Origin of the sequence: Stenotrophomonas sp. NPDC077461 (assembly GCF_049545475.1) — a bacterium.
Taxonomy (GTDB): domain Bacteria; phylum Pseudomonadota; class Gammaproteobacteria; order Xanthomonadales; family Xanthomonadaceae; genus Stenotrophomonas; species Stenotrophomonas nematodicola.
Map to the genome: position 1 here is coordinate 680,717 of NZ_JBMWDO010000001.1, position 20,570 is coordinate 701,286.

Here is a 20,570-nt window from a genome sequence, read left to right on the forward strand (position 1 = left end):
GACAACATCATGAGAGGACTGCAGATGAAACGGATTGCATGGCTGTTGATGGTGGCGGGCGTGGCAGGGTCGGGTGTGGCCGCTGCACAGGACGCGGAAACAGACGAGGAACTGGCGGTGGCGGTGAAGGCCTACATGGCCGGCCACGATCAGGTGACGATGGACGAGGCGGTACGCCGGCTGCAGGTCCAGGCTGAACTGGCTCCGTTCAGCGAGAATCTCCAGGGCGAGTTCGCCGAGCGGTTCACCGCGATCCGGCTGATGCACGCTCCCGACCAGTACATCCGCGTGGATCTCAAAGGCGATCGCCCGGTGCCGTCGCGGGTGATCCGCACGGCGAGCGGCGAGACGCGGGTGGAATTCCGTGTCGGACGCACCTTCACCCAGGAGGAGTTCCGCACACGGATCAAGGACACCGCCCCGTTGATCCGCAGCCTGATTCCGGGCGTATCGGGCATCACCGGCTTCGCGGGCGACAACCGCGTTGTGGTGAGTATCGAAGGCAATGCCGACGAGGCCGCCCGGTACGCGCGGGTGCTGCCGAAAATCGAGCGCGTATCCGGGTTGAAGGTGGAGCTGGAGCACTCGCAGGGCAGGGAAAGCAACGCGTCCAATGCCAGCGGCGGCGCGGTACTGCAGAACAACAATGACTACTGCACCACCGGCTTTGCCGTGCTGCACAAGGCCACCAACACCCGCGGCATCATCACCGCCGCGCACTGTCCGGATGCGCTGATCTACGGCAACTACGGCAGTACCCAGAACAACACCAAGGTGACCTTCCCGCTGACGTTCCAGAATGCCATTTTCGACGGCAGTCATGACGTGCAGTGGCACACCATCCCGGCGCCACACGGCGTGACGCAGGAAGTGTTCGGCAGTTCGAACAGCGAGTATGGCAAGCGCTCGATCATGTTCATGTATGCCGCACCGATGGAGGACTCAAACCTGTGCTTCCGTGGCGCGGTGTCCGGCTACAGCTGTGGCCGGGTGGTGTCGGTGACGCACGTACCCGAAGGCACCTGCGGGGCGAGCATCGCCTGCAACCCGGACTGGGTACGGGTGGAGGGCAGTGCACTGTCCTGTACCGGCGGCGACAGCGGTGCGGCGGTGTTCTGGCAGAACTCCGGCTTCGGCATCGTAAAGTCCGGCAAGTGGACCGGCGTCGGTGCAGGCAACTGCGACAGACTGACGGTGATGCCGTTCGGCCGTCTGTCCGCATTGGGCCTTCGCGGCCTGTAGTCCACGCCACACGGGAGCAGGGCGTGTTCGCCGCCGCGTGGAGCCGGCGAACACGTCTCCGGCACGCGGCGTGAACATGGTTCAGACGATGCGATGACGTGGCTGAATCGCAGGATTTTCGTGTCACGCGGGCATCATCTGCAATGCGGAAAAGTCATTCCACCCGAGCAACACCACGGGCTTCCCGGAACAGACTGGAGTACACCGCAGTGACTACTGAATCGAAGACCACGCACAGCTTGAACGACCTCATCGAGATTGCCCGCGACGGCAAGGCGTTCTACACCGAGGCGGCGGGCAAGGTAGAAGACGCCGAGCTTGCGGCGCTCTTCACCCGCATCGCCGGCGTCAAGGACGAGATCGTCCGTTCGCTGAGCACGACGGTGCTCGCCGCCGGTGGCAAGCCCGCCGATCACGGCACGTTCGTCGGCAGCATGCAGCAGTTCTACGGCAAGGTGCGTGCGACGCTGGGCGACACGCAGTATGGCTATGTCGCCGAACTGGAAGAGTCCGAAGACCGCCTGCTGAAGGCGTTCAAGGATGCACTGACCGATGCCGACACTCCGCCGGCTGCGCGCGACCAGGTGCAGCGCCTGCTGCCGCAGGTGCAGGAATGCCATGCCGTGATGCGCGACCGCAAGCATGCGATGAAGCGCTGACCACACCGACGCCCGTCGTGGCGCACGGCGGGATGTCCAACGAAAACGCCCCGGCAGGCCTGCCGGGGCGTTTTCATTTGGCGCAGTCCGGATCGGCGCGAACGGTATCGGTCGCCTCCGCCGGGGGGGCCGGGTGTCGCAGCGCACTCACCCAGTCGAGCATCATGCAGTCGATCCGGGTGGCCTGCGCAGGCCACTGCCGTACCAGGTGCTCACGGATCAGGTCATACCGCGCCCACCGCTCCGCCTGGCGCATATCGCTACGCCAGAGCCGGGCGAGCGACTCGCGCGCGAACCTGAATTCCGCTTGCTGATGGGCAGTGGCGGGCATGGCGGCACGTGGTATCCAAGGGCTGCCGCGGGGGCGGCGTGGCGCACTGTGCGTCGATGCCGGAGAGGTTGCAACTACCGTTCGTCTGATTCCCGCGCCGGGTACGTGTTCATGAAGATCGACTGTCGGAAATCCGATGCCGGGGGCGTTACCGACGGTGACGTACGGGGGTGCGGGAATTGGTGCATACTCGGAACCAGAGACCGTTTTGGATCCCCTATGGAACACATGCGTTGGCTGACGCTTCGTCTTGGCAACAATCAATCCATCGGACCCAAGGCGCTGATGGACCTGTGGTCCAATGCGTGCGAGACAAACCAGTCCTCGGTGTCGCGTGAATCGCTGCCGGGCAAGTCCACCTCCTATGCCCTGCACGCGCCGACCTCGCTGGCCTATCCCAAGCGCGCCGAGCTGCGCATGCGCAAGCTGCTTGAAGAGGCCGGTTACACCTTCACGCTGGGCTCGCTGGCCGATCGGCCGGCGCCGCAACCGGTGCGCTTCCGCTGATCCGGCCTCAGCCGGCGTCCGCAGCGAGCGGGCGCCACATGATGCGCACCGGTACGCCACTGGCGTGGCGGGTCGATTCCAGCCGTTGCCACCCATGCCGGGCGTACAGGCCGCCATCATCGACCTCGGTCTGCAGGTAGAGGTCGCGTACGCCCAACGCCGCGCCGCGCGCCACCAGCGCGTCGATCAGCGTCGCGGCCAGGCCGGTGCCACGGTGCGAGGGCGCCACGTACACGCCGCCCAGCCAGTGCAGGCGCTCTGGACGCTCGGTGCGTTCGTGGAACTTCAGTTGCGCGGCGCCGACAGGTACGTCGTTGTCCACCGCGACCAGCAGCAGCGGCAGTTCGTCTGCCTGCAGGAACACCTCGAGTCGCTGCTGCTCATCGGCGAGCGTGTGCCCGGGCACATGGCACCCCCACGTGTCGAAGTACCACTGGGCGAGGAGGGGCATCCATTCGGGATGCTCACTGAGGACGTAAAACTGCATCGTGGCACCTGCATGAATGGCCGCCCGACTATAGCACCGGCCCGGCTGGAACCGCCGCCGTTTGCGCCCGGCTGACGCCGCGCCCACACTGGGACGTGCCGCCCTACGATGTTCCCCATGTCCGCCTCGCCCGCCTTCCACCTCCGCAGCTACGGCACCACCTCCAGCGTGGACCGCCACGACTTCCTGCAATGGGTGCTGCCGGTGCGCGGCGATCTGGCGTTCGAGCTGGAGGGCAAGGGCGTCGTGCTGGACCGGGTGCTGGGCGCCTGTGTGGTGCCCGATGCCGGTCATGCGCAATGCGCGCGGGGCGACAACCGCTTCCTGATCGTGGACTGCCCGCAGGCGCTGCTGGACGATGATGATCTGCAGGGGTGGCGGCGTCAGCCGCTCTTGGCACTGTCGCGGCCGGTGCGCGCGCTGGTGGGCGAGGCCGTTGCGCTGGGCGATGCACAGGGGCGGGTGGCGGCGTCGGTGGCGCGGCGCGGACTGCCGCTGCTGCTGCAGTCGTTCGGGCGGGCCGGCGGGCGCGCACGCCTGCATGCGTTGTGCGCCGCCATCGATGCCGAGCCGGGGCAGGCGTGGCCGGTCGCGCGGATGGCGGCGCAGGCCGGTGTCAGCGGCAGCCGGCTGCATGCGCTGTTCCGCGAGGCGTTTGATCTGACGCCGCAGGCCTGGGTGGCAGCCAGCCGGCTGCGCTGGGCGCGTGCGCAGTTGGCCGGAAGCGATCTCCCGATCGCCCAGATCGCGGTGCAGGCCGGGTACTCCGAACAGAGTGCGCTGACCCGGGCATTGCGCCGCGAGTGTGGCGTCACGCCGACCGACGTGCGGCGCAACGCGCGGCAGTAGTTCCGGTCAAGACGGACAGGGGCGGCGTGCCTACACTGCCGCGTCCAGACTCTGCAGGGCCGCCACAGGCGCATGAATCGATCGATCGGATGGGGTATCGCCAATGGCATCGCAGCCGGTGCGCTGTGGGGCGTGGTGTTTCTGGCGCCGGCGATGCTGGCCAGCTTCCGCGCCGACCAGCTGTCGGCTGGCCGCTATCTGGTGTATGGGCTGATTGCGGTGGTGTTGCTGGCGCCACGCTGGCGGCAGCTGCGCGGCCGCCTGGGCATGGCCGAGTGGCGGGGCCTGCTGTGGCTCAGCCTGGCCGGCAACCTGGTCTACTTCCTGCTGCTGGCCACTGCCGTGCAGTGGGCCGGTGGCGCGGCGGCATCACTGATTGTCGGCCTGATTCCGGTGGTGGTCACCCTGGCCGGCGTACGCGAGGAGGGCGCAGTGCCGCTGCGCAGGTTGGCACCGGCGCTGCTGCTGTGCCTGTGCGGGGTGGCGCTGGTCGGCTACGAAGCGCTGCAGGCCGAACATGCGGAGGGGTCGGCCGCGCAACGTCTGCTCGGCCTGCTGTGTGCGATTGGCGCGCTGTTCTCGTGGGCGGTGTACTCGATTGGCAACAGCCGCTGGTTGGCGCGTCGTCCCGACCTGAGCGGGCATGACTGGTCGTTGCTCACCGGCGTGGCGACCGGTGCGCTGGCCCTGCTGCTGGTACCCACTGCCTTCTTCGCCGGGACGCCCGCGCACCCGCCGGCACAGTGGGGCCTGTTCTGGCTGGCCAGCGCCGGTGTGGCGGTGGTGGCCTCGGTGCTGGGCAATGCCTGCTGGAACCGGGCCAGCCGGCATCTGCCGCTGACGCTCACCGGGCAGATGATCGTGTTCGAGACCCTGTTCGCGCTGCTGTACGGATTCGCCTGGCAGCAACGCTGGCCCACGCACATGGAGGCGGTGGCGATCGTCTGCCTGGTCTCCGGCGTGCTGTTGTGCGCGCACGCGCATCGGCCGCCGCGGGCGGTGGCCGAGCACGCCGGCTGACCGCCAGGCCGCACGCTGCAAGGATGGTCACATTCGCAACCGTTTCGCCGAGGTTGCGTGGCGTTGGCCGCATCGGCTTTTTTGCAACGCAGCACTTGACAGTCGCGGGGCCGGCGTAGTTTTCTTGCCGCATGGACCTGCGTACCGCCACCGCCCTGACGTCGCTTCCCGCCTCTGCGGGTCGCCCGGTCGCGGCTGCCGGTACCACCACCATTACCACCGTCACCACTCGCCTGGTGCGGCCCGTCGTCTTCGCGTAATTTCCGAAAACCACGGCCCCGCACCCAGATCAGGTTGCGGGGGATGCCTTCAGCCTGAATGACGCGGGGCCTCGAATCGAGGTCAGCATGTCTTCTGCCGCCGTTCCCCCCTGTTCCGACGAAGCCCCTGTTGCTGCCGCGCCGTTGCGCGCGGTCACCGCGACCGTGGTCCACAAGTTCGGCGGTACCTCGGTCGCCGATGCCGAGCGCTACCGCCATGTCGCGCACCTGCTGCTGGCGCGCGAGGAGGCGACCCAGGTCACCGTGGTGTCGGCGATGAAGGGGGTCACCGACGCGCTGATCGCCCTGGCCGGGCTGGCCGCCGACAACGCGCCCACCTGGCGGGACCACTGGCACGACCTGCGCGCGCGGCACCGCGGGGCGGCCGTGGCGCTGCTGGGCGAGCATGCCGGTGCGACCGTGGAATGGCTCGATGCGCGTTTCGACCAGTTGGCCGAAGTGCTGGGCGCGCTGGCAGTGATCGGTGAGCTGCCGGCCGAAGTGCTCGATCGGGTGCAGGGCCTGGGTGAGGTGTACTCGGCGCATCTGCTTGGGCACTACCTGCAGGCTTCCGGCGTGGCGTGCGAGGTGCTGGATGCGCGCGACGTGCTGGTGGTCGACCGCGGCGAACTGGGCGTGGATGTGGACTGGGCCGTCAGCGCCCAGCGCCTGCAGCAGTGGCGGGTGGCGCACCCGGCTCCCCGCGTGGTGGCCACCGGCTTTGTCGCTCGCGATCGGCGCGACCGCGTGACCACTCTCGGCCGCAACGGCAGCGACTACTCCGGTGCCATTTTCGCCGCGTTGTTCAATGCCGATGAACTGCACATCTGGACCGATGTGGATGGTGTGCTGTCGGCCGATCCGCGCGTTGTCCCCGAAGCCGTGCAGCTGGAGGCGCTGAGCTACGACGAGGCCTGCGAACTGGCCTATTTCGGCGCCAAGGTAGTGCATCCGCAGACGATGTCGCCGGCCATCGAGCGCGGCTTGCCGATCATCATCCGCAACACGTTCCGGCCCGATCATCCGGGGACGCGGATCACGGCCGAGCGCACCGCGTCCGGCCCGATCAAAGGCCTGACACTGAGTCCGGATCTGGCGGTGCTGAACCTGGAAGGCACTGGCCTGATCGGCGTGCCGGGCACCGCCGAGCGCGTGTTTGCGGCACTGCGCAACGCGCACGTATCGGTGGTGATGATCTCGCAGGGCTCGTCCGAACACTCGATCTGCTGCGTGGTCCGGCAGGCCGAAGTGGCCCGTGGACGCGATGCGCTGCTGCACGCGTTCGCCCATGAGCTGAGCCTGGGCCAGGTGCAGCGCGTGCAGGTCACCGACAACGTGAGCGTGCTGGCAGCGGTCGGCGACGGCATGGCCGGGCAGCCCGGCGTGGCCGCGCGGCTCTTCGAGTCGCTCGGCCGCGCCCAGGTCAACATTCTGGCGATCGCGCAGGGCTCGTCCGAGCGCAACATCTCGGTGGCGGTGGACAGCCGGCACGCCACCAAGGCGCTGCGTGCGGCACACGCCGGCTTCTGGCTGTCGCCGCAGACCTTCGCGGTCGGCGTGATCGGCCCCGGCAACGTCGGCGCAGCGCTGCTGGACCAGTTGCAGGGTGCGCAGGCGTCGTTGCTGGGCCGGGCCAACCTGGACCTGCGGCTGCGCGCGGTCGCCTCGCGCAGCCGGATGCTGCTGGATCCGCGCAGCCTGCAGGGGCCGTGGCGCGAGGCGTTGTCGGCCGGCGGCGTGCCCAGCGACCTGGACGCCTTTACTGCGCATCTGCTGTCGGCGCACCTGCCGCATGCGGTCATCATCGACTGCAGTGGCAGCGCAGACGTTGCCGACCGCTACGCCGGCTGGCTGGCGGCCGGCATCCACGTGGTCACGCCGAACAAGCAGGCCGGCGCCGGCTCGCTGGCGCGCTATCACGCCATCCGTGACGCCGCCGCCGCCAGCGGTGCGCGCTTCCGTTACGAAGCCACGGTCGGCGCCGGGCTGCCGGTGATTACCACGCTGCGCGACCTGGTCGATACCGGCGACGAAGTGCTGGCCATCGACGGCATCTTCTCCGGCACGCTGGCGTGGCTGTTCAACAAGTACGACGGGCAGGTACCGTTCTCGGCGCTGGTGGAGCAGGCGCGCGGAATGGGCTACACCGAGCCGGACCCGCGCGATGATCTGTCCGGTGTCGACGTCGCGCGGAAGCTGGTGATCCTCGCACGCGAAGCGGGGCGCGAGCTGAGCCTGGCGCAGGTGCAGGTGGAGAGTCTGGTGCCCGAAGCGCTGCGCCAGACCAGCGTGGAGGGTTTCATGGCCGGGCTGGGCGCAGTGGATGCGGTGTTCGCCGAGCGCCTGGCGCAGGCGCGGGCGCGCGGGGCGGTGCTGCGCTACGTGGCGCGGCTGTCGGCGGAGGGCGCGGCGGTGGGGCTGGTCGAACTGCCGGCGGGGCACGCGTTCGCAGGCCTGCGGCTCACCGACAACGTGGTGCAGTTCACCACGCGCCGCTACTGCGACAACCCGCTGGTGGTGCAGGGGCCGGGGGCCGGGCCGGACGTGACGGCGGCAGGCGTGTTCGCCGATCTGCTGCGCGTGGCCGCCGGTGAAGGAGCGCGCCTGTGAGCGCAGGCACGGACCAGGCCCGGGCGTTCTCACCGGCGTCGGTCGGCAACGCGGCCGTCGGCTTCGACATTCTCGGCCATGCCATTGCCGGCATAGGCGATACCGTGACGGTGCGGCGGATCGATGCGCCCGAGGTGCGCATCGCGGCCATCCGCGGCACCCCGTTCGACCTGCCGTTGCGCGCCGAAGACAACACCGCCGGAGCCGCCCTGATCGCGCTGCGCGAGGCACTGGCGCTGCCGTTCGGTTTCGCGGTGGAGATCGACAAGGGCATCGCGCTGGGCTCGGGCATGGGCGGTTCGGCCGCATCGTGCGTGGCCGCGCTGGTGGCCGCCAACGCGCTGCTGGCGGTGCCGCTGGCGCGCGAGGCGCTGTATCCGTTCGCGTTGACCGGCGAGGCGGTGGCCAGCGGTGGCCGCCACGGCGACAACCTTGGCCCGATGCTGCTGGGCGGGGTGGTGCTGAGCACGGCCGACCGGCTGGTGCCGGTGCCGGTGCCGGCGGGGTGGCACAGCCTGCTGGTCCATCCCGAGGCGGTGCTGGAAACCCGGCGCGCACGCGCGGCCCTGCAGGGCGCCTACGCGCTGTCGGAGTTTGTCGCGCAGAGCGCCAACCTCGCGCTGGTCCTCAGCGGTTGCTACACCGGCGATGCGACGCTGGTGCGCGCCGGGCTGCGCGATGTGCTGGTCGAGCCGCGTCGTGCCGGGCTGATCGGCGGCTTCCACGCCGCCCGCGATGCGGCGCTGGCGGCCGATGCGATGGGGGCGAGCATTTCCGGTGCCGGTCCCAGCGTGTTCGCCTGGTTCGAAGATGCCGCTGCGGCGCAGGCCGCGCAGGCGGCGGTGCAGCAGGCGTTCGCCAATGCCGGGTTCGACAGCCAGGCCTGGGTGTCGCCGTTGAACGCGCCCGGCGCGCATCTGCTGTGAGCGCCGCGATCCTCTCCCTTTCCCCAGGATGTCCGATGAATTTCGTTTCCACCCGTCATGCCGCCCCCGCCGCTTCGCTGAGCCAGGCCATTGCTGCCGGGCTTGCGCCTGATGGCGGGCTGTACGTTCCCGCCCAACGTCCGGCACCGCAGGCATGGCGCGCGCAGGGCAGCCTCGCGCAGGATGCCGCAGCGGTGCTCGCCCCGTACTTCGCCGGCGATGCGCTGGCCGCGGCGCTGCCGGCGCTGTGCGCGCAGGCGTTTGATTTCCCCGCGCCGTTGCGCGCCCTGTCCACCCCGGGTGACCACGTCCTGGAACTGTTCCACGGGCCCACGGCGGCATTCAAGGACTTCGGGGCACGCTTCCTCGCCGCCAGCCTGGCCCGGCTGCAGCGCGACCAGGCCCGCCCGTTGACGATCGTGGTGGCCACCTCCGGCGATACCGGGGCTGCCGTGGCGGCCGCGTTCCATCGCCAGCCGGGCATCCGGGTGGTGGTGCTGTATCCGGATGGGCGGGTATCGCCACGCCAGGCGCATCAGTTGGGCTGCTTCGGCGACAACATCCGCACCCTGCGCGTGGCCGGATCGTTCGACGACTGCCAGGCGATGGTCAAGCAGGCGCTGGGCGACCGCGCGCTGCAGGCGCAGGTGCCGCTGAGCTCGGCCAACAGCATCAGCCTCGGGCGCTGGCTGCCGCAGATGAGCTATTACGCGCACGCCGCGCTGGAACACCACGCCGCCACCGGGCAGGTACTGAACCTGGTGGTGCCCACCGGCAACCTCGGCAATGCGATGGCCGCGGTACTGGCGCGGTCGATGGGCCTGCCGCTGGGCCGGATCGCCCTGGCCACCAATGCCAATGATGTGCTGCCGCGTTACTTCCACGGCGCCGACTACGCACCCTCCGCCAGCGTGCAGACGGTGGCCAACGCGATGGACGTGGGGGCACCCAGCAATTTCGAACGGCTGCGCTGGTTGTATGCCGAGGACGACACGGCATTGCGGGCCGACTTCCGTGCCGATGCGATGGACGATGCGGCGATCCGGGCCCTGATCGCGCGGCGGTATGCGCAGGCGGGCGAGGTGTTCTGTCCGCATACGGCAACGGCGGTCGCCCTGCTCGAACGCCTGCGCGCGGAGGGGGTCGCGGGGGACTGGGCGGTGGCCGCCACCGCGCATCCGGCCAAGTTCGAGGGGGTGGTCGAGCCGTTGATCGGCCGTGCGCTGCAGGTGCCGCCGGCATTGGCCCGGCTGCTGCAGCGCCCGGCCAGCGCCGAACCCTGCGCGCCGGACTACGCCGCGTTGCGTGAGGTGCTGCTGCAGCCGTAACGCCCGTCAACGCCGGAGGGAGCCCGGCCGTGCGTCAGTACGCCTCGTCGGCCGACAGTTGGCGCAGCGCATCTTCGTCGAGGATCTCGACAGTGTTCAGATGGGGCAGGGCGATCAGGCCCTGCTGGCGCAGCTTGGTGAAGGTGCGGCTGACCGTCTCCATCGTCAGGCCAAGGTGGTCGGCGATGTCGCCGCGCCCCATCGGCAGGGTCACGCGTGTCCCGTCGCCCCCCAGCCGTGCCTCGCGCGCGGCCAGCCGCAGCAGGAAGTCGGCCAGCTTCTCGGCCGGTTGCAGACGGCCCAGCGCGAGCGCGGCGTCCTGCGCGGCATCCAGCTCCTGGCAGGCGCGCTGCAGCAGCTTGCGCTCCAGGTGCGGGAAGCGCGCGCGCAGGTCCTTCATCTGCGGCAGGGCGACCCGGCACACGCGGCTGTCGGCGATGGCCTCGATGTCATAGCGGTGGTGGTCGCTGCCGCTGAGGCCGAGATAGTCGCCCGGCAGTACGAAGCCGCTGATCTGACGGCGGCCGTCGGCCAGGGTGCGGACCAGGCGCAGCGCGCCGGCGGTCAAGGTATAGACATGATGGCGCGGCTCGCCGGCGCGCGCCAGGTTGGCACCCAGCGGCAGCGGCTGCGACACGGTGACCCGCTCCAGCGCCAGCACCTCGTCCGGCGCCAGCGCCGAGCACACCGCCAGATGGCGCACCGAGCAGTGCAGGCAGTCGCGCAGCGGCGAGCAGCCCGGCGTGGCAGGGTCTTCAACGGCGGAGAGGGCGTTACCGGGGTGAGGCCGGGTCATGTCGAACCAGGGAGCGGGGCCTGCCTATGATACGTCATGCGGTCGTTGGCCCGGGCCATGCCCGCCGGACGAGGTGCCGCCGCCCGGCTGCGGCTAGAATACGCAGCTCGCTCATCCCCCCGTTTTGCAGGAGTCCCGCAAGTGATCAAGCCCCGTACGCCGCCCGGCATCATGGAATTGCTGCCGCGTGAGCAGATCGCGTTCCAGCGCATGCTGGACGTCATCCGCCGCAACTACGAGCGGTTCGGGTTCCTGCCGGTGGAGACGCCGGTGTTCGAGCTGTCCGACGTGCTGCTGACCAAGTCCGGTGGCGAGACCGAGCGCCAGGTGTATTTCGTGCAGTCCACCGGGGCGCTGGCCAATGCGGCCGAAGCGGGCGACCGGAGCCTGCCGGAACTGGCCCTGCGTTTCGATCTGACCGTGCCGCTGGCGCGTTACGTGGCCGAGCACGAGCACGACCTGACCTTCCCGTTCCGCCGTTACCAGATGCAGCGCGTGTACCGCGGCGAGCGCGCCCAGCGCGGGCGTTTCCGCGAGTTCTACCAGTGCGACATCGATGTGATCGGCAAGGACAGCCTGAGCGTGCGCTACGACGCCGAGGTGCTGGCCGTGATCCACGCGGTGTTCGCCGAACTGAGCATCGGTGATTTCAGCATCCAGTTGAACAACCGCAAGCTGCTGCGCGGCTTCTTCGAAAGCCTGGGCGTGGCCGATGGCGAACGCCAGCTGGCGGTGCTGCGCGAAGTGGACAAGCTGGACAAACGCGGCCCGGACTACGTGCGCGAGACACTGGTGGGCGAGGGCTTCGGCATTCCGGCCGGGCAGGTCGAGCGGATCCTGGCGTTCGTCGCGGTGCGCTCCAGCAGCCACGCCGATGCGCTGGCGCAGCTGGATGCACTGCTGGCCGACCCGGCCGCCAGCGACATGCTCAAGGCCGGCGTGGCCGAGCTGCGTGAGGTGCTGGAGCTGGTCAAGGCGCTGGGCGTGCCGGAGACCGCGTACTGCCTGAATTTCTCCATCGCCCGCGGCCTGGATTACTACACCGGTACCGTCTACGAGACCACGCTCACCGACCACCCGCAGATCGGGTCGATCTGCTCGGGCGGCCGCTATGAAGACCTGGCCAGCCACTACAGCAAGTCGCGTCTGCCCGGCGTGGGCATCTCGATCGGCCTGACCCGCCTGTTCTGGCAGCTCCGCGAAGCCGGGCTGATCGCCGGCATCGAGGACAGCAGCGTGCATGCGCTGGTGGCGCTGATGGACGACAACGGTCTGGCCCAGTCGCTGGACATCGCCCGCCGCCTGCGTGCCGGCGGCATCAATGCCGAAGTACAGATGGAGCCGAAGAAGATCGGCAAGCAGTTCCAGTACGCCGCCAAGGCGGGCATCCGTTTCGTGGTGCTGGCCGGCGAGGACGAGCTGGCGCGCGGCGTGGTCGCGGTCAAGGACCTGCTGCGCGAGCAGCAGTTCGAGGTTGCCCGCGAGGAACTGGCCAGCGCCCTCCAGGTGGAGCTGGAACAGGCCAAGGTCATGCCGTGAGGCAGGCCGCGGCCGGGGCGCTGATGGCACTCCTGCTGACCGGGTGCCAGAGCGACCCGGCGCTGCACAGCCAGCGCATCGGGCCGGGACACTACCGGCTGGAGGCGGACCGCTGCCATGTTCTCCTCCCGGCGCCGCCGCGGCGGAATCCGCTGGAGCTGGATCTGGAAGCCCTCGCCGCGCGGACGTGCGGCGGCCGGGCCGGCCCGTTGGAAGCGCTGCAGCCCATTCCCAGCCGCCAGGGCAGTCTGTTCGGCGAATGCCTGCGCAGCGGCGCCCTGCGCGCCGAGGTGCGCTGCCAGCGCACCCCCCGGTAGAGCGGACCGTCGGTCGGCTTATCTGTCATCCGCCATCGTTCTTCGACCCCTCGGCACCGCCGCCCCCCGATACCCTGGCACCACGTCCGGTCGAGCCGCCCGTTGCTAGGCGGCGCTCCCGTCCGCCATCGCACCCCTGAGCACCTACGCCCTGCGCGGCCCGCTGGCCAGCGCCCGGCGCTCCCCCACACCTGAATCCTTCCCGGTCCGCACCCGTCGACGTTTGACCGGAGTCGTTTACTTGCGCTAATGTATTAGCGCGCTATTACATTCATACGATGAAACTACGCCCTATCCCCCGTGAAAAAGATGCCCAGGCCGACCTGTCGGCGCTGGCCCGCGCGTTCGCTGCGCTGTCCAGTCCGGCACAGGTGACCGCGTTCCTGCGCGACCTGTGCACCCCGGCCGAACTGGAGGCGTTGTCGGACCGCTGGAAGGTGGTGCCGCTGCTGCAGCAGGGCGTGCCGTATCGCGAAATCCATGAACTGACAGGCGTCAGCGTGACCACCACCGGCCGTGTCGCGCGTTCGCTGGAGCATGGACACGGCGGCTATGCCGCTGCCGTTGCCGCCACTGCGTCCACCTCCGAATCCACGTAGAGACCCTCCCCATGAGTGCAACCCAGACTGCCCCGGCACGCGACCGGCTGCGTATTGCCATCCAGAAGAACGGGCGGCTGGCCGAGCCTGCCCGCAGCCTCCTGACCGCCTGCGGGCTGAGCTGGCGGCAGAGCCGTGACAAATTGTTCTGCTATGGCGAATCGCTGCCGGTGGACCTGCTGCTGGTGCGCGACGACGACATTCCCGGCCTGATCGCTGACGGCGTCTGCGATTTCGGCATCGTCGGCCGCAACGAACTGGACGAGCAGGGCGCCGCCCGTCGCCGGATCGGGTTGCCGCAGGCTTATCAGGCCCTGCGCGGGCTCAACTTCGGCCAGTGCCGGCTGATGCTCGCCGTGCCGGAGGAATGGGAGTGGCAGGGGGTGGCCACGCTGGCCGGCAAGCGCATCGCCACCAGCTATCCGGCGATCCTGGCCGACTGGCTGGAGGCGCGCGGCATCGACGCGCAGGTGGTGGAGCTGTCCGGCTCGGTCGAGATCGCCCCGCGCCTCGGCACGGCCGACCTGATCTGCGACCTGGTCTCCAGCGGCGCGACGTTGGCCGCCAACCAGCTGACGCCGGTGGAAACGCTGCTGGACAGCGAGGCGGTGCTGGCCGGTCCGGTGCGGACACCCGACGACGCGCGCGCCGGCCTGATGGCAATGCTGCTGCGCCGGCTCGATGCAGTGGTCAACGTGCAGGACAGCAAGCTGCTGATGTTCCGCGCCGCACGCGACCGCGTGTCCGAGCTGAGCCGGCTGCTGCCCGATGCCGATCCGCTGGTGCACCTGCCCGACGACGGTGGACACCTGCGGCTGCAGACCATGTGCCACGGTGCGTTGACCTGGCAGCGGCTGGAGGAGCTGGAGCGCGCTGGCGCCCAGGGGTTGATGGTGTTGAGCGTGGAGCGGTCGCTGGCATGAATCGTCTGCAATGGTCCCAATTGGATGCCGATGCCCAGGCGCAGGCGCTGCAGCGCCCCGTGCAGGCCGTAGCGGCACGCACCCGTGAATCGGTGGCGTCGCTGATCGCGGCGGTACGCGCCGACGGCGATACGGCGCTGCGCGAAATCAGCCTGCGCTTCGATGGCGTGGCCCCGGCAACCTTCGAGGTCGGCGAGGCCGAGTTCGCCGCCGCCGAGCGGGCGGTGTCGGCCGACCTGCGCAAGGCGATGAGCGAGGCCGCCGCACGCATCGCGATGTTCCACCAGGCCGGCATGAGCCAGGGCTATGCGGTGGATACCGCTCCCGGGGTGCGCTGCGAGCGCGTGGTGCGGCCGATTGGCCGGGTCGGCCTGTACGTGCCGGCCGGCAGCGCGCCGTTGCCGTCCACCGCGCTGATGCTGGGTGTGCCGGCGCGGTTGGCCGGGTGCCGCGAAGTGGTGCTGTGTACGCCGCCGCGCAGCGACGGCAGCGCCGATCCGGCAGTGCTGGTGGCCGCGCGCCTGACCGGTGTGCACCGCGTGTTCACGCTCGGCGGCGCACAGGCCATCGCCGCAATGGCCTACGGCACCGAGAGCGTACCGGCCTGCGACAAGCTGTTCGGGCCGGGCAACAGTTTCGTCACCGAGGCCAAACAGCAGGTGGCGCAGGACGGCGCGGCGGCCATCGACATGCCCGCCGGTCCCTCTGAAGTGCTGGTGATCGCCGATGCCGGCGCCAACCCCGCATTCGTCGCCGCAGACCTGCTTTCGCAGGCCGAGCACGGCCCGGATTCGCAGGTGCTGCTGCTCACCGATGATCCGGGCATGCTCGCCAGGGTGGCGGCGGCGGTCGACGACCAGCTCGGCCGCCTCTCGCGCGCGTCGATCGCGGTGCAGGCATTGCAGGCATCGCGCCTGATCCAGGTGGAGTCCCTGGCGCAGGCCTTCGAGATCAGCAACCGTTACGCGCCCGAACACCTGATCCTGGCGCTGCGCGAACCACGTGCCTGGCTGGACAAGGTCGAGGCGGCCGGCTCGGTGTTCCTCGGCGACTACACCCCCGAAGCGCTGGGCGACTACTGCAGCGGCACCAACCACGTGCTGCCCACCGCCGGCGCCGCGCGTGCCTACAGCGGCGTGAGCGTGGCCAGCTTCCAGAACCTGATCAGCGTGCAGTCGGCCACGCCTGCGGGCATCGCCGCGATCGGCGAATGCGCGCGCATCCTTGCCCGCGCCGAAGGCCTAGACGCGCACGAGAACGCGGTGACGCTGCGCATGGAGGCGGCCGCATGAACGCTGCCTCCATCCTGTCGCTGGTGCGCGACGATCTGCAGGCGTTTGCGGGCTACTCGTCGGCACGCAGCGGTGCGCTGGTGGGCGATGTGTGGCTCAACGCCAACGAATCGGCGTGGGCCAACCCGGCCGACGTGGCCGGTGGCGCGCGGCGCTATCCGGACCCGCAGCCGGCGGCATTGCGCGAGCGGCTGGCCGCTCTGTATGGCTGCGCGCCCGAGCAGTTGCTGATCGGGCGCGGCAGCGACGAAGCCATCGATCTGCTGGTGCGCGCCCTGTGCGAGCCGGGCCGCGACGCGGTGGTGACCACCCCGCCGGTGTTCGGCATGTACGCGGTGTGCGCGCGGCTGCAGAACGCGCCGCTGGTCGAAGTGCCGCTGATTGACCGCGGCGACGCGCTGGACGCCGACATCGACGCGGTGATCGCTGCCGCATTGGGCGGCAACGCCAAGCTGGTGTTCCTGTGTTCGCCATCCAACCCGGCCGGCAGCACGATCGCGCTGGCCGAGATCGAGCGTGTCGCGACGGCGCTGCAGGGCAGAGCATTGGTGGTGGTGGACGAGGCCTATGGCGAGTATGCGGAGCAGCCGTCTGCCACGACGCTGTTGAGCCGCCACGACAACATCGCCGTGCTGCGGACGCTGTCCAAGGCGCACGCGCTGGCGGCCGCCCGCATCGGAAGCCTGATCGCCGATGCCGCGCTGATCCAGCTGCTGCGCCGCTGCCAGGCGCCGTACCCGGTGCCGGCCCCCTGTGCGGATCTGGCATTGGCCGGTCTTGAGCCGGAATCCCTGGCCGTCACCGGCCAGCGCATCGCACAGGTCAAGGCCGAACGCGCGCGTCTGCAGGCTGGCCTGGCCGTGCTGCCCGGCGTGGTGCGCGTGTACCCCTCGCAGGGCAACTACCTGCTCGTGCGCTTTGCCGATGCACAGGCTGCGTTCGATGCGCTGCTCGCCGCCGGTGTGGTGGTGCGCGACCAGCGTGCCGCGCCCCAGCTCGGCGATGCGCTGCGCATCACCATTGGCAGCCCGGAGCAGAACGACCGCGTGCTTGCCGCCCTGATTGCCCGGAGGGCTGCCGCATGACCCCGATTCTGTTTGTCGACCGCGACGGTACCCTGATCGAGGAGCCAGCCGATTTCCAGATCGATGCCTACGAGAAGCTGCGCTTCGTCCGCGATGTGATCCCGGCGATGCTCAAACTGCGTGACGCCGGCTATCAGTTCGTGATCGTCAGCAATCAGGACGGGCTGGGCAGCGAAGATTATCCCCAGGCCAGCTTCGACGGCCCCAACGACCTGATGCTGCAGATCTTCGCCAGCCAGGGCATCGTGTTCCGTGACGTGCTCATCGATGGCACCTGGCCGCACGACAATGCGCCGACGCGCAAGCCCGGCATCGGCCTGATGCTGCCCTATCTGCAGGACCGCAGCATCGACTGGGCGCGCTCGGCGATGGTCGGCGACCGCCCCACCGACATCCAGTTCGCGCAGAACATGAACATCCGCGGTTTCCAGCTGCGCACCGCACAGTTCGGCGGCGAGTGGGACTGGAACGGCATTGCGCACGAGCTGGCCGACGCGCCACGCCGGGCGACAGTGCAGCGCACTACCAGGGAAACCCGCATCCGCGTCGAGGTCGATCTGGACCGCGTCGCCGAACCGCGGATCCATACCGGTCTGCCGTTCTTCGACCATATGCTGGAGCAGATCGGCAAGCACGGCGGGTTCGCGCTGACCGTGCACGCCGAGGGTGACCTGCATATCGACGAGCACCACACCATCGAGGACACCGGTCTGGCCCTGGGCCAGGCCCTGCGCGAGGCGCTGGGCGACAAGCGCGGCATCGGCCGCTATGGCTTTACCCTGCCGATGGACGAGACCCTGGCCAGCGCCGCGCTGGATTTCAGCGGCCGGCCGTACTTCGTGTTCGAGGGCGATTTCAAGCGCGAACGTGTGGGCGACATGCCCACCGAGCTGGTACCCCACTTCTTCCGCTCGCTGTGCGACGCGGCCGGGCTCAACCTCAACCTCCGCGTGCAAGGCGACAACGACCACCACAAAGTCGAGGCGTGCTTCAAAGTACTTGCGCGCGCCCTTCGCCAGGCCTTGCCACGGCAGGGCAGCGCGATGCCCAGTACCAAGGGGGCGCTGTGAGCGAAATCGCCCTGATCGATGCCGGCGGCGCCAATCTCGGCTCGGTCCGTTATGCGCTGGAACGGCTTGGCGCGCGCGTGCGACTGGTGCGCGACGCGGCCGGCCTGCGCGGCGTGTCGCGGGTGATTCTGCCCGGTGTGGGTGCCGCGCCGCATGGCATGGCGCGCCTGCATGCGCAGGGGCTGGTGCAACCCCTGCGTGAACTGGAGGTGCCGTTGCTGGGCATCTGCCTGGGCATGCAGCTGTTGTTTGAAGGCTCCGAAGAAGGTCATGTCGAGTGCCTCGGGCTGCTGCCCGGCGTCGTCCGCCACCTGCATCCGGCCACCGGGATCCGGGTGCCGCACATGGGCTGGAACCGCCTGCTGCCGCTGCGCGATGCGCCGCTGATGCACGGCGTGGCCGACCGTGCCAGTGCCTACTTCGTGCACAGCTACGCCGCGCCATTGAATGAACACACCGTGGCAGCATGCGACCACGGCGGCCTGTTCGCGGCGGTGGTGCAGCGCGGCCGCCACAGCGGCGCGCAGTTCCATCCCGAACGGTCGGCCGCCACCGGTGCCCGGATCCTGCGCAACTTCATCGAGAACGCCTCCCCATGAGTTTCATCGTCTATCCCGCACTGGACATCCGCGACGGCCGCGTGGTGCGCCTGCTGCAGGGGGATTACACCCGGCAGACCACCTATGGCGACGACCCGCTGCCGCGCGCGCAGGTCTTTGCGGACGCCGGCGCGAGCTGGATGCACCTGGTCGACCTCGACGCCGCCCGTGCCGGCGGCTACACCCTCTCGCCCCTGCTCACGGCGATCACCGCGCAGACCGGGCTGAAGGTGCAGACCGGCGGGGGCGTGCGCTCGCGCGAGGATGTCGCGCGCCTCCTGCAGGCGGGCGCTGCCCGCGTGGTGGTCGGCTCCGTGTCGGTACGCGAACCGGATACGGTGATCGGCTGGCTGCGTGAGTTCGGCGCGGAGCGGCTGACGATCGCACTCGATGCCCGGCAGGCCGACGACGGCCGCTGGCTGCTGCCGGTGCACGGCTGGACCGAGACCGCCGACGTGACCCTGGATGCACTGGCCCAGCGCTATGCGCAGGCCGGCATGCGCCACCTGCTGTGCACCGACATCGCCCGGGACGGCATGCTGTCCGGGCCGAATATCGCGCTGTACCGGCACCTGTCGACGCTGCTGCCCGGCGTGGCTGTGCAGGCCTCCGGCGGCGTGCGCAGCGCCGCCGATGTTGCCGAGGCCAAGGTGGTGGGCTGCGGTGGCGCGATCCTGGGCAAGGCGCTGCTGGAAGGGCGCATGAGCCTGGCGGAGGCGCTGGCATGCTGAGCCGCCGGCTGATTCCCTGCCTGGACGTGCGCGACGGCCGCGTGGTCAAGGGCGTACGCTTCCGCGATCACGTGGACATGGGCGACATCGCCGAGCTGGCCCTGCGCTACCGCGACCAGGGCGCTGACGAGCTGGTGTTCTACGATATCGGGGCCAGCCCGGAGGGCCGTGCGGTCGATGTGGGCTGGATCGAGCGCATTGCACGTCTGATCGACATTCCGTTCTGCGTCGCCGGTGGCATCAGCGACGTGGAGACCGCCCGCCGCGTGCTGTATGCCGGCGCCGACAAGATATCGATCAATTCGCCGGCGCTCGGGCGCCCGGCATTGATCGAGGAACTGGCCGACGCCTTCGGCGTGCAGTGCGTGGTGGTCGGCATCGATTCGGTCCGCGAGCCTGATGGCCAATGGCGGGTGCGCCGTTTCAGCGGCGACCCCGACAAGACCCAGGCAGTGCCGATGCGCACGCTGGACTGGCTGGTGGAGGCACAGCGCCGCGGTGCCGGCGAGATCGTGCTGAACTGCATGGACAGCGATGGCGTGCGCCGCGGCTACGACGTGGCCCAGCTGCGCCAGGCACGTGCGTTGTGTCAGGTGCCGCTGATCGCGTCCGGCGGCGCCGGGGACATGCAGCACTTCGCTGACGTGTTCGACCAGGCCGACGTCGACGGTGCGTTGGCCGCCAGCGTGTTCCACAGTGGCGCCATTGCCATTCCCGCACTCAAGCAGTTCCTGCGCGAGCAGCAGATCGAGGTCCGTGATGTCTATTGACGTATTCCCCTCCCGCGAGGCGCTGGCTGCACTGGATTGGGCCAAGGGCGACGGCCTGCTGCCGGTGGTGGTGCAGGACGCCGATACGCTGGCCGTGCTGATGCTCGGCTATGCCAATGCCGAATCGCTGGAGCTCACCCTGGTGACCGGCCACATGACCTTCTACAGCCGCAGCCGGCAGCGGCTGTGGACCAAGGGCGAGTCGTCCGGCAACGTGCTGGCGGTGACGGCCGTGCGGGTGGACTGCGACAGTGACAGCCTGCTGGTCAGTGCACGCCCGGCGGGACCGACCTGCCATACCGGCGCCGAAAGCTGCTTCGCGCAGGCACCCGGCAGCTTCCTCGGGCGGCTGGATGCGCTGGTGCGGCAGCGCGCGCAGGACCGTCCGGCCGGCAGCTACACCACCTCGCTGTTCGAGGCAGGCACCCGTCGCATTGCCCAGAAGGTGGGCGAGGAGGGCGTGGAAACCGCGCTGGCAGGTGTGGTGCAGGACGATGCGGCGCTGCTCGGCGAATCGGCGGACCTGCTGTTCCACCTCACCGTGCTGCTGCGTGCGCGGGGACTCGGGCTGGAGGATGCGGTGGCGGTACTGGCCGCACGGCACGCCGCCTGAGCGTTGAACCGGTGCGT

At 69.6% G+C, this 20,570-nt stretch carries 22 protein-coding genes; 19 read left to right on the forward strand and 3 right to left on the reverse strand.

The window, feature by feature from the left end:
• Positions 1 to 24: 24 nt before the first annotated feature.
• On the forward strand, positions 25 to 1,242 hold the full coding sequence (locus tag ACPEH8_RS03345; protein ID WP_423666039.1) for a hypothetical protein: 1,218 nt from the start codon (positions 25 to 27) through the stop codon (positions 1,240 to 1,242).
• A gap of 209 nt (positions 1,243 to 1,451) precedes the next feature.
• Entirely contained in the window at positions 1,452 to 1,901 is a 450-nt protein-coding gene (locus ACPEH8_RS03350; RefSeq protein ID WP_017356218.1) for a PA2169 family four-helix-bundle protein, read from the forward strand.
• Positions 1,902 to 1,974: 73 nt separating this feature from the next.
• Here ACPEH8_RS03350 and ACPEH8_RS03355 read toward each other — a convergent pair whose 3' ends face one another.
• Positions 1,975 to 2,232 carry a hypothetical protein gene (locus ACPEH8_RS03355; protein WP_017356219.1) on the reverse strand — a complete coding sequence of 86 codons (258 nt, stop codon included), beginning with the start codon at positions 2,230 to 2,232 and terminating at the stop codon, positions 1,975 to 1,977.
• Positions 2,233 to 2,451: 219 nt separating this feature from the next.
• Between ACPEH8_RS03355 and ACPEH8_RS03360 the strand changes: the two genes are divergently transcribed.
• Positions 2,452 to 2,739, forward strand: coding sequence for a hypothetical protein (locus ACPEH8_RS03360; protein ID WP_017356220.1), 288 nt, complete (start codon positions 2,452 to 2,454; stop codon positions 2,737 to 2,739).
• A gap of 7 nt (positions 2,740 to 2,746) precedes the next feature.
• On the opposite strand, the gene ACPEH8_RS03365 is transcribed toward ACPEH8_RS03360, so the two are convergent.
• Positions 2,747 to 3,226, reverse strand: a complete 480-nt coding sequence (locus ACPEH8_RS03365; protein ID WP_136003950.1) for a GNAT family N-acetyltransferase — start codon at positions 3,224 to 3,226, stop codon at positions 2,747 to 2,749.
• A 117-nt stretch (positions 3,227 to 3,343) separates the two neighbouring features.
• Between ACPEH8_RS03365 and ACPEH8_RS03370 the strand changes: the two genes are divergently transcribed.
• The 5 genes from ACPEH8_RS03370 to thrC all read left to right on the forward strand — a co-directional run bounded on the left by ACPEH8_RS03370 (position 3,344) and on the right by thrC (position 10,219).
• Entirely contained in the window at positions 3,344 to 4,075 is a 732-nt protein-coding gene (locus tag ACPEH8_RS03370) for a helix-turn-helix domain-containing protein (protein ID WP_262071336.1), read from the forward strand.
• A 72-nt stretch (positions 4,076 to 4,147) separates the two neighbouring features.
• On the forward strand, positions 4,148 to 5,095 hold the full coding sequence (locus ACPEH8_RS03375) for a DMT family transporter (protein ID WP_136003954.1): 948 nt from the start codon (positions 4,148 to 4,150) through the stop codon (positions 5,093 to 5,095).
• 347 nt (positions 5,096 to 5,442) lie between these two features.
• Positions 5,443 to 7,965 (forward strand): bifunctional aspartate kinase/homoserine dehydrogenase I, encoded by a 2,523-nt coding sequence (gene thrA, locus ACPEH8_RS03380; RefSeq protein ID WP_168355619.1) that lies wholly within the window; start codon positions 5,443 to 5,445, stop codon positions 7,963 to 7,965.
• Positions 7,962 to 8,891, forward strand: coding sequence for a homoserine kinase (locus ACPEH8_RS03385; RefSeq protein ID WP_153164224.1), 930 nt, complete (start codon positions 7,962 to 7,964; stop codon positions 8,889 to 8,891). Before thrA ends, ACPEH8_RS03385 begins: the two co-directional genes overlap by 4 nt.
• A 35-nt stretch (positions 8,892 to 8,926) precedes the next feature.
• Positions 8,927 to 10,219, forward strand: coding sequence for a threonine synthase (thrC, locus tag ACPEH8_RS03390; RefSeq protein ID WP_423666041.1), 1,293 nt, complete (start codon positions 8,927 to 8,929; stop codon positions 10,217 to 10,219).
• Between the two features lie 34 nt (positions 10,220 to 10,253).
• On the opposite strand, the gene ACPEH8_RS03395 is transcribed toward thrC, so the two are convergent.
• A complete protein-coding gene (locus ACPEH8_RS03395; RefSeq protein WP_017355819.1) occupies positions 10,254 to 11,015 on the reverse strand; it encodes a Crp/Fnr family transcriptional regulator in 762 nt (253 codons plus the stop codon).
• Positions 11,016 to 11,156: 141 nt separating this feature from the next.
• Between ACPEH8_RS03395 and hisS the strand changes: the two genes are divergently transcribed.
• From hisS to hisIE, 11 genes are all read left to right on the forward strand, one after another.
• Positions 11,157 to 12,554, forward strand: coding sequence for a histidine--tRNA ligase (gene hisS / locus ACPEH8_RS03400; RefSeq protein WP_017355820.1), 1,398 nt, complete (start codon positions 11,157 to 11,159; stop codon positions 12,552 to 12,554).
• Between the two features lie 23 nt (positions 12,555 to 12,577).
• On the forward strand, positions 12,578 to 12,871 hold the full coding sequence (locus ACPEH8_RS03405; RefSeq protein WP_017355821.1) for a hypothetical protein: 294 nt from the start codon (positions 12,578 to 12,580) through the stop codon (positions 12,869 to 12,871).
• 278 nt (positions 12,872 to 13,149) lie between these two features.
• Positions 13,150 to 13,470, forward strand: a complete 321-nt coding sequence (locus tag ACPEH8_RS03410; protein WP_017355822.1) for a YerC/YecD family TrpR-related protein — start codon at positions 13,150 to 13,152, stop codon at positions 13,468 to 13,470.
• Between the two features lie 11 nt (positions 13,471 to 13,481).
• Positions 13,482 to 14,393: an ATP phosphoribosyltransferase gene (gene hisG, locus ACPEH8_RS03415; RefSeq protein ID WP_017355823.1), complete on the forward strand. Its 912-nt coding sequence runs from the start codon at positions 13,482 to 13,484 to the stop codon at positions 14,391 to 14,393.
• A complete protein-coding gene (gene hisD / locus ACPEH8_RS03420) occupies positions 14,390 to 15,685 on the forward strand; it encodes a histidinol dehydrogenase (RefSeq protein ID WP_423666043.1) in 1,296 nt (431 codons plus the stop codon). The genes hisG and hisD overlap by 4 nt, the downstream gene beginning before the upstream one ends.
• Complete coding sequence (gene hisC, locus ACPEH8_RS03425; RefSeq protein WP_262071342.1) at positions 15,682 to 16,770, forward strand: histidinol-phosphate transaminase; 1,089 nt, start codon at positions 15,682 to 15,684, stop codon at positions 16,768 to 16,770. The genes hisD and hisC overlap by 4 nt, the downstream gene beginning before the upstream one ends.
• Complete coding sequence (gene hisB / locus ACPEH8_RS03430) at positions 16,767 to 17,840, forward strand: bifunctional histidinol-phosphatase/imidazoleglycerol-phosphate dehydratase HisB (RefSeq protein WP_423666045.1); 1,074 nt, start codon at positions 16,767 to 16,769, stop codon at positions 17,838 to 17,840. The genes hisC and hisB overlap by 4 nt, the downstream gene beginning before the upstream one ends.
• A complete protein-coding gene (gene hisH, locus ACPEH8_RS03435) occupies positions 17,837 to 18,439 on the forward strand; it encodes an imidazole glycerol phosphate synthase subunit HisH (protein WP_017355827.1) in 603 nt (200 codons plus the stop codon). Before hisB ends, hisH begins: the two co-directional genes overlap by 4 nt.
• Positions 18,436 to 19,170 carry a 1-(5-phosphoribosyl)-5-[(5-phosphoribosylamino)methylideneamino]imidazole-4-carboxamide isomerase gene (hisA, locus tag ACPEH8_RS03440; RefSeq protein ID WP_136003965.1) on the forward strand — a complete coding sequence of 245 codons (735 nt, stop codon included), beginning with the start codon at positions 18,436 to 18,438 and terminating at the stop codon, positions 19,168 to 19,170. The genes hisH and hisA overlap by 4 nt, the downstream gene beginning before the upstream one ends.
• Positions 19,164 to 19,940: an imidazole glycerol phosphate synthase subunit HisF gene (gene hisF / locus ACPEH8_RS03445; protein WP_017355829.1), complete on the forward strand. Its 777-nt coding sequence runs from the start codon at positions 19,164 to 19,166 to the stop codon at positions 19,938 to 19,940. The genes hisA and hisF overlap by 7 nt, the downstream gene beginning before the upstream one ends.
• Positions 19,930 to 20,553 (forward strand): bifunctional phosphoribosyl-AMP cyclohydrolase/phosphoribosyl-ATP diphosphatase HisIE, encoded by a 624-nt coding sequence (hisIE, locus tag ACPEH8_RS03450; RefSeq protein ID WP_017355830.1) that lies wholly within the window; start codon positions 19,930 to 19,932, stop codon positions 20,551 to 20,553. Before hisF ends, hisIE begins: the two co-directional genes overlap by 11 nt.
• Positions 20,554 to 20,570: the final 17 nt, after the last annotated feature.

Bases quoted from the DNA above. Each gene is read 5' to 3' on its own strand.
- hisB (WP_423666045.1), top strand. From the start codon at position 16,767: ATGACCCCGATTCTGTTTGTCGACCGCGACGGTACCCTGATCGAGGAG.
- ACPEH8_RS03395 (WP_017355819.1), bottom strand. From the start codon at position 11,015: ATGACCCGGCCTCACCCCGGTAACGCCCTCTCCGCCGTTGAAGACCCT.
- thrA (WP_168355619.1), top strand. From the start codon at position 5,443: ATGTCTTCTGCCGCCGTTCCCCCCTGTTCCGACGAAGCCCCTGTTGCT.
- hisIE (WP_017355830.1), top strand. From the start codon at position 19,930: ATGTCTATTGACGTATTCCCCTCCCGCGAGGCGCTGGCTGCACTGGAT.
- ACPEH8_RS03355 (WP_017356219.1), bottom strand. From the start codon at position 2,232: ATGCCCGCCACTGCCCATCAGCAAGCGGAATTCAGGTTCGCGCGCGAG.
- hisC (WP_262071342.1), top strand. From the start codon at position 15,682: ATGAACGCTGCCTCCATCCTGTCGCTGGTGCGCGACGATCTGCAGGCG.
- thrC (WP_423666041.1), top strand. From the start codon at position 8,927: ATGAATTTCGTTTCCACCCGTCATGCCGCCCCCGCCGCTTCGCTGAGC.
- ACPEH8_RS03410 (WP_017355822.1), top strand. From the start codon at position 13,150: ATGAAACTACGCCCTATCCCCCGTGAAAAAGATGCCCAGGCCGACCTG.
- ACPEH8_RS03345 (WP_423666039.1), top strand. From the start codon at position 25: ATGAAACGGATTGCATGGCTGTTGATGGTGGCGGGCGTGGCAGGGTCG.
- hisG (WP_017355823.1), top strand. From the start codon at position 13,482: ATGAGTGCAACCCAGACTGCCCCGGCACGCGACCGGCTGCGTATTGCC.
- hisA (WP_136003965.1), top strand. From the start codon at position 18,436: ATGAGTTTCATCGTCTATCCCGCACTGGACATCCGCGACGGCCGCGTG.
- ACPEH8_RS03405 (WP_017355821.1), top strand. From the start codon at position 12,578: ATGGCACTCCTGCTGACCGGGTGCCAGAGCGACCCGGCGCTGCACAGC.
- hisD (WP_423666043.1), top strand. From the start codon at position 14,390: ATGAATCGTCTGCAATGGTCCCAATTGGATGCCGATGCCCAGGCGCAG.
- ACPEH8_RS03365 (WP_136003950.1), bottom strand. From the start codon at position 3,226: ATGCAGTTTTACGTCCTCAGTGAGCATCCCGAATGGATGCCCCTCCTC.
- ACPEH8_RS03370 (WP_262071336.1), top strand. From the start codon at position 3,344: ATGTCCGCCTCGCCCGCCTTCCACCTCCGCAGCTACGGCACCACCTCC.
- ACPEH8_RS03360 (WP_017356220.1), top strand. From the start codon at position 2,452: ATGGAACACATGCGTTGGCTGACGCTTCGTCTTGGCAACAATCAATCC.
- ACPEH8_RS03375 (WP_136003954.1), top strand. From the start codon at position 4,148: ATGAATCGATCGATCGGATGGGGTATCGCCAATGGCATCGCAGCCGGT.
- hisF (WP_017355829.1), top strand. From the start codon at position 19,164: ATGCTGAGCCGCCGGCTGATTCCCTGCCTGGACGTGCGCGACGGCCGC.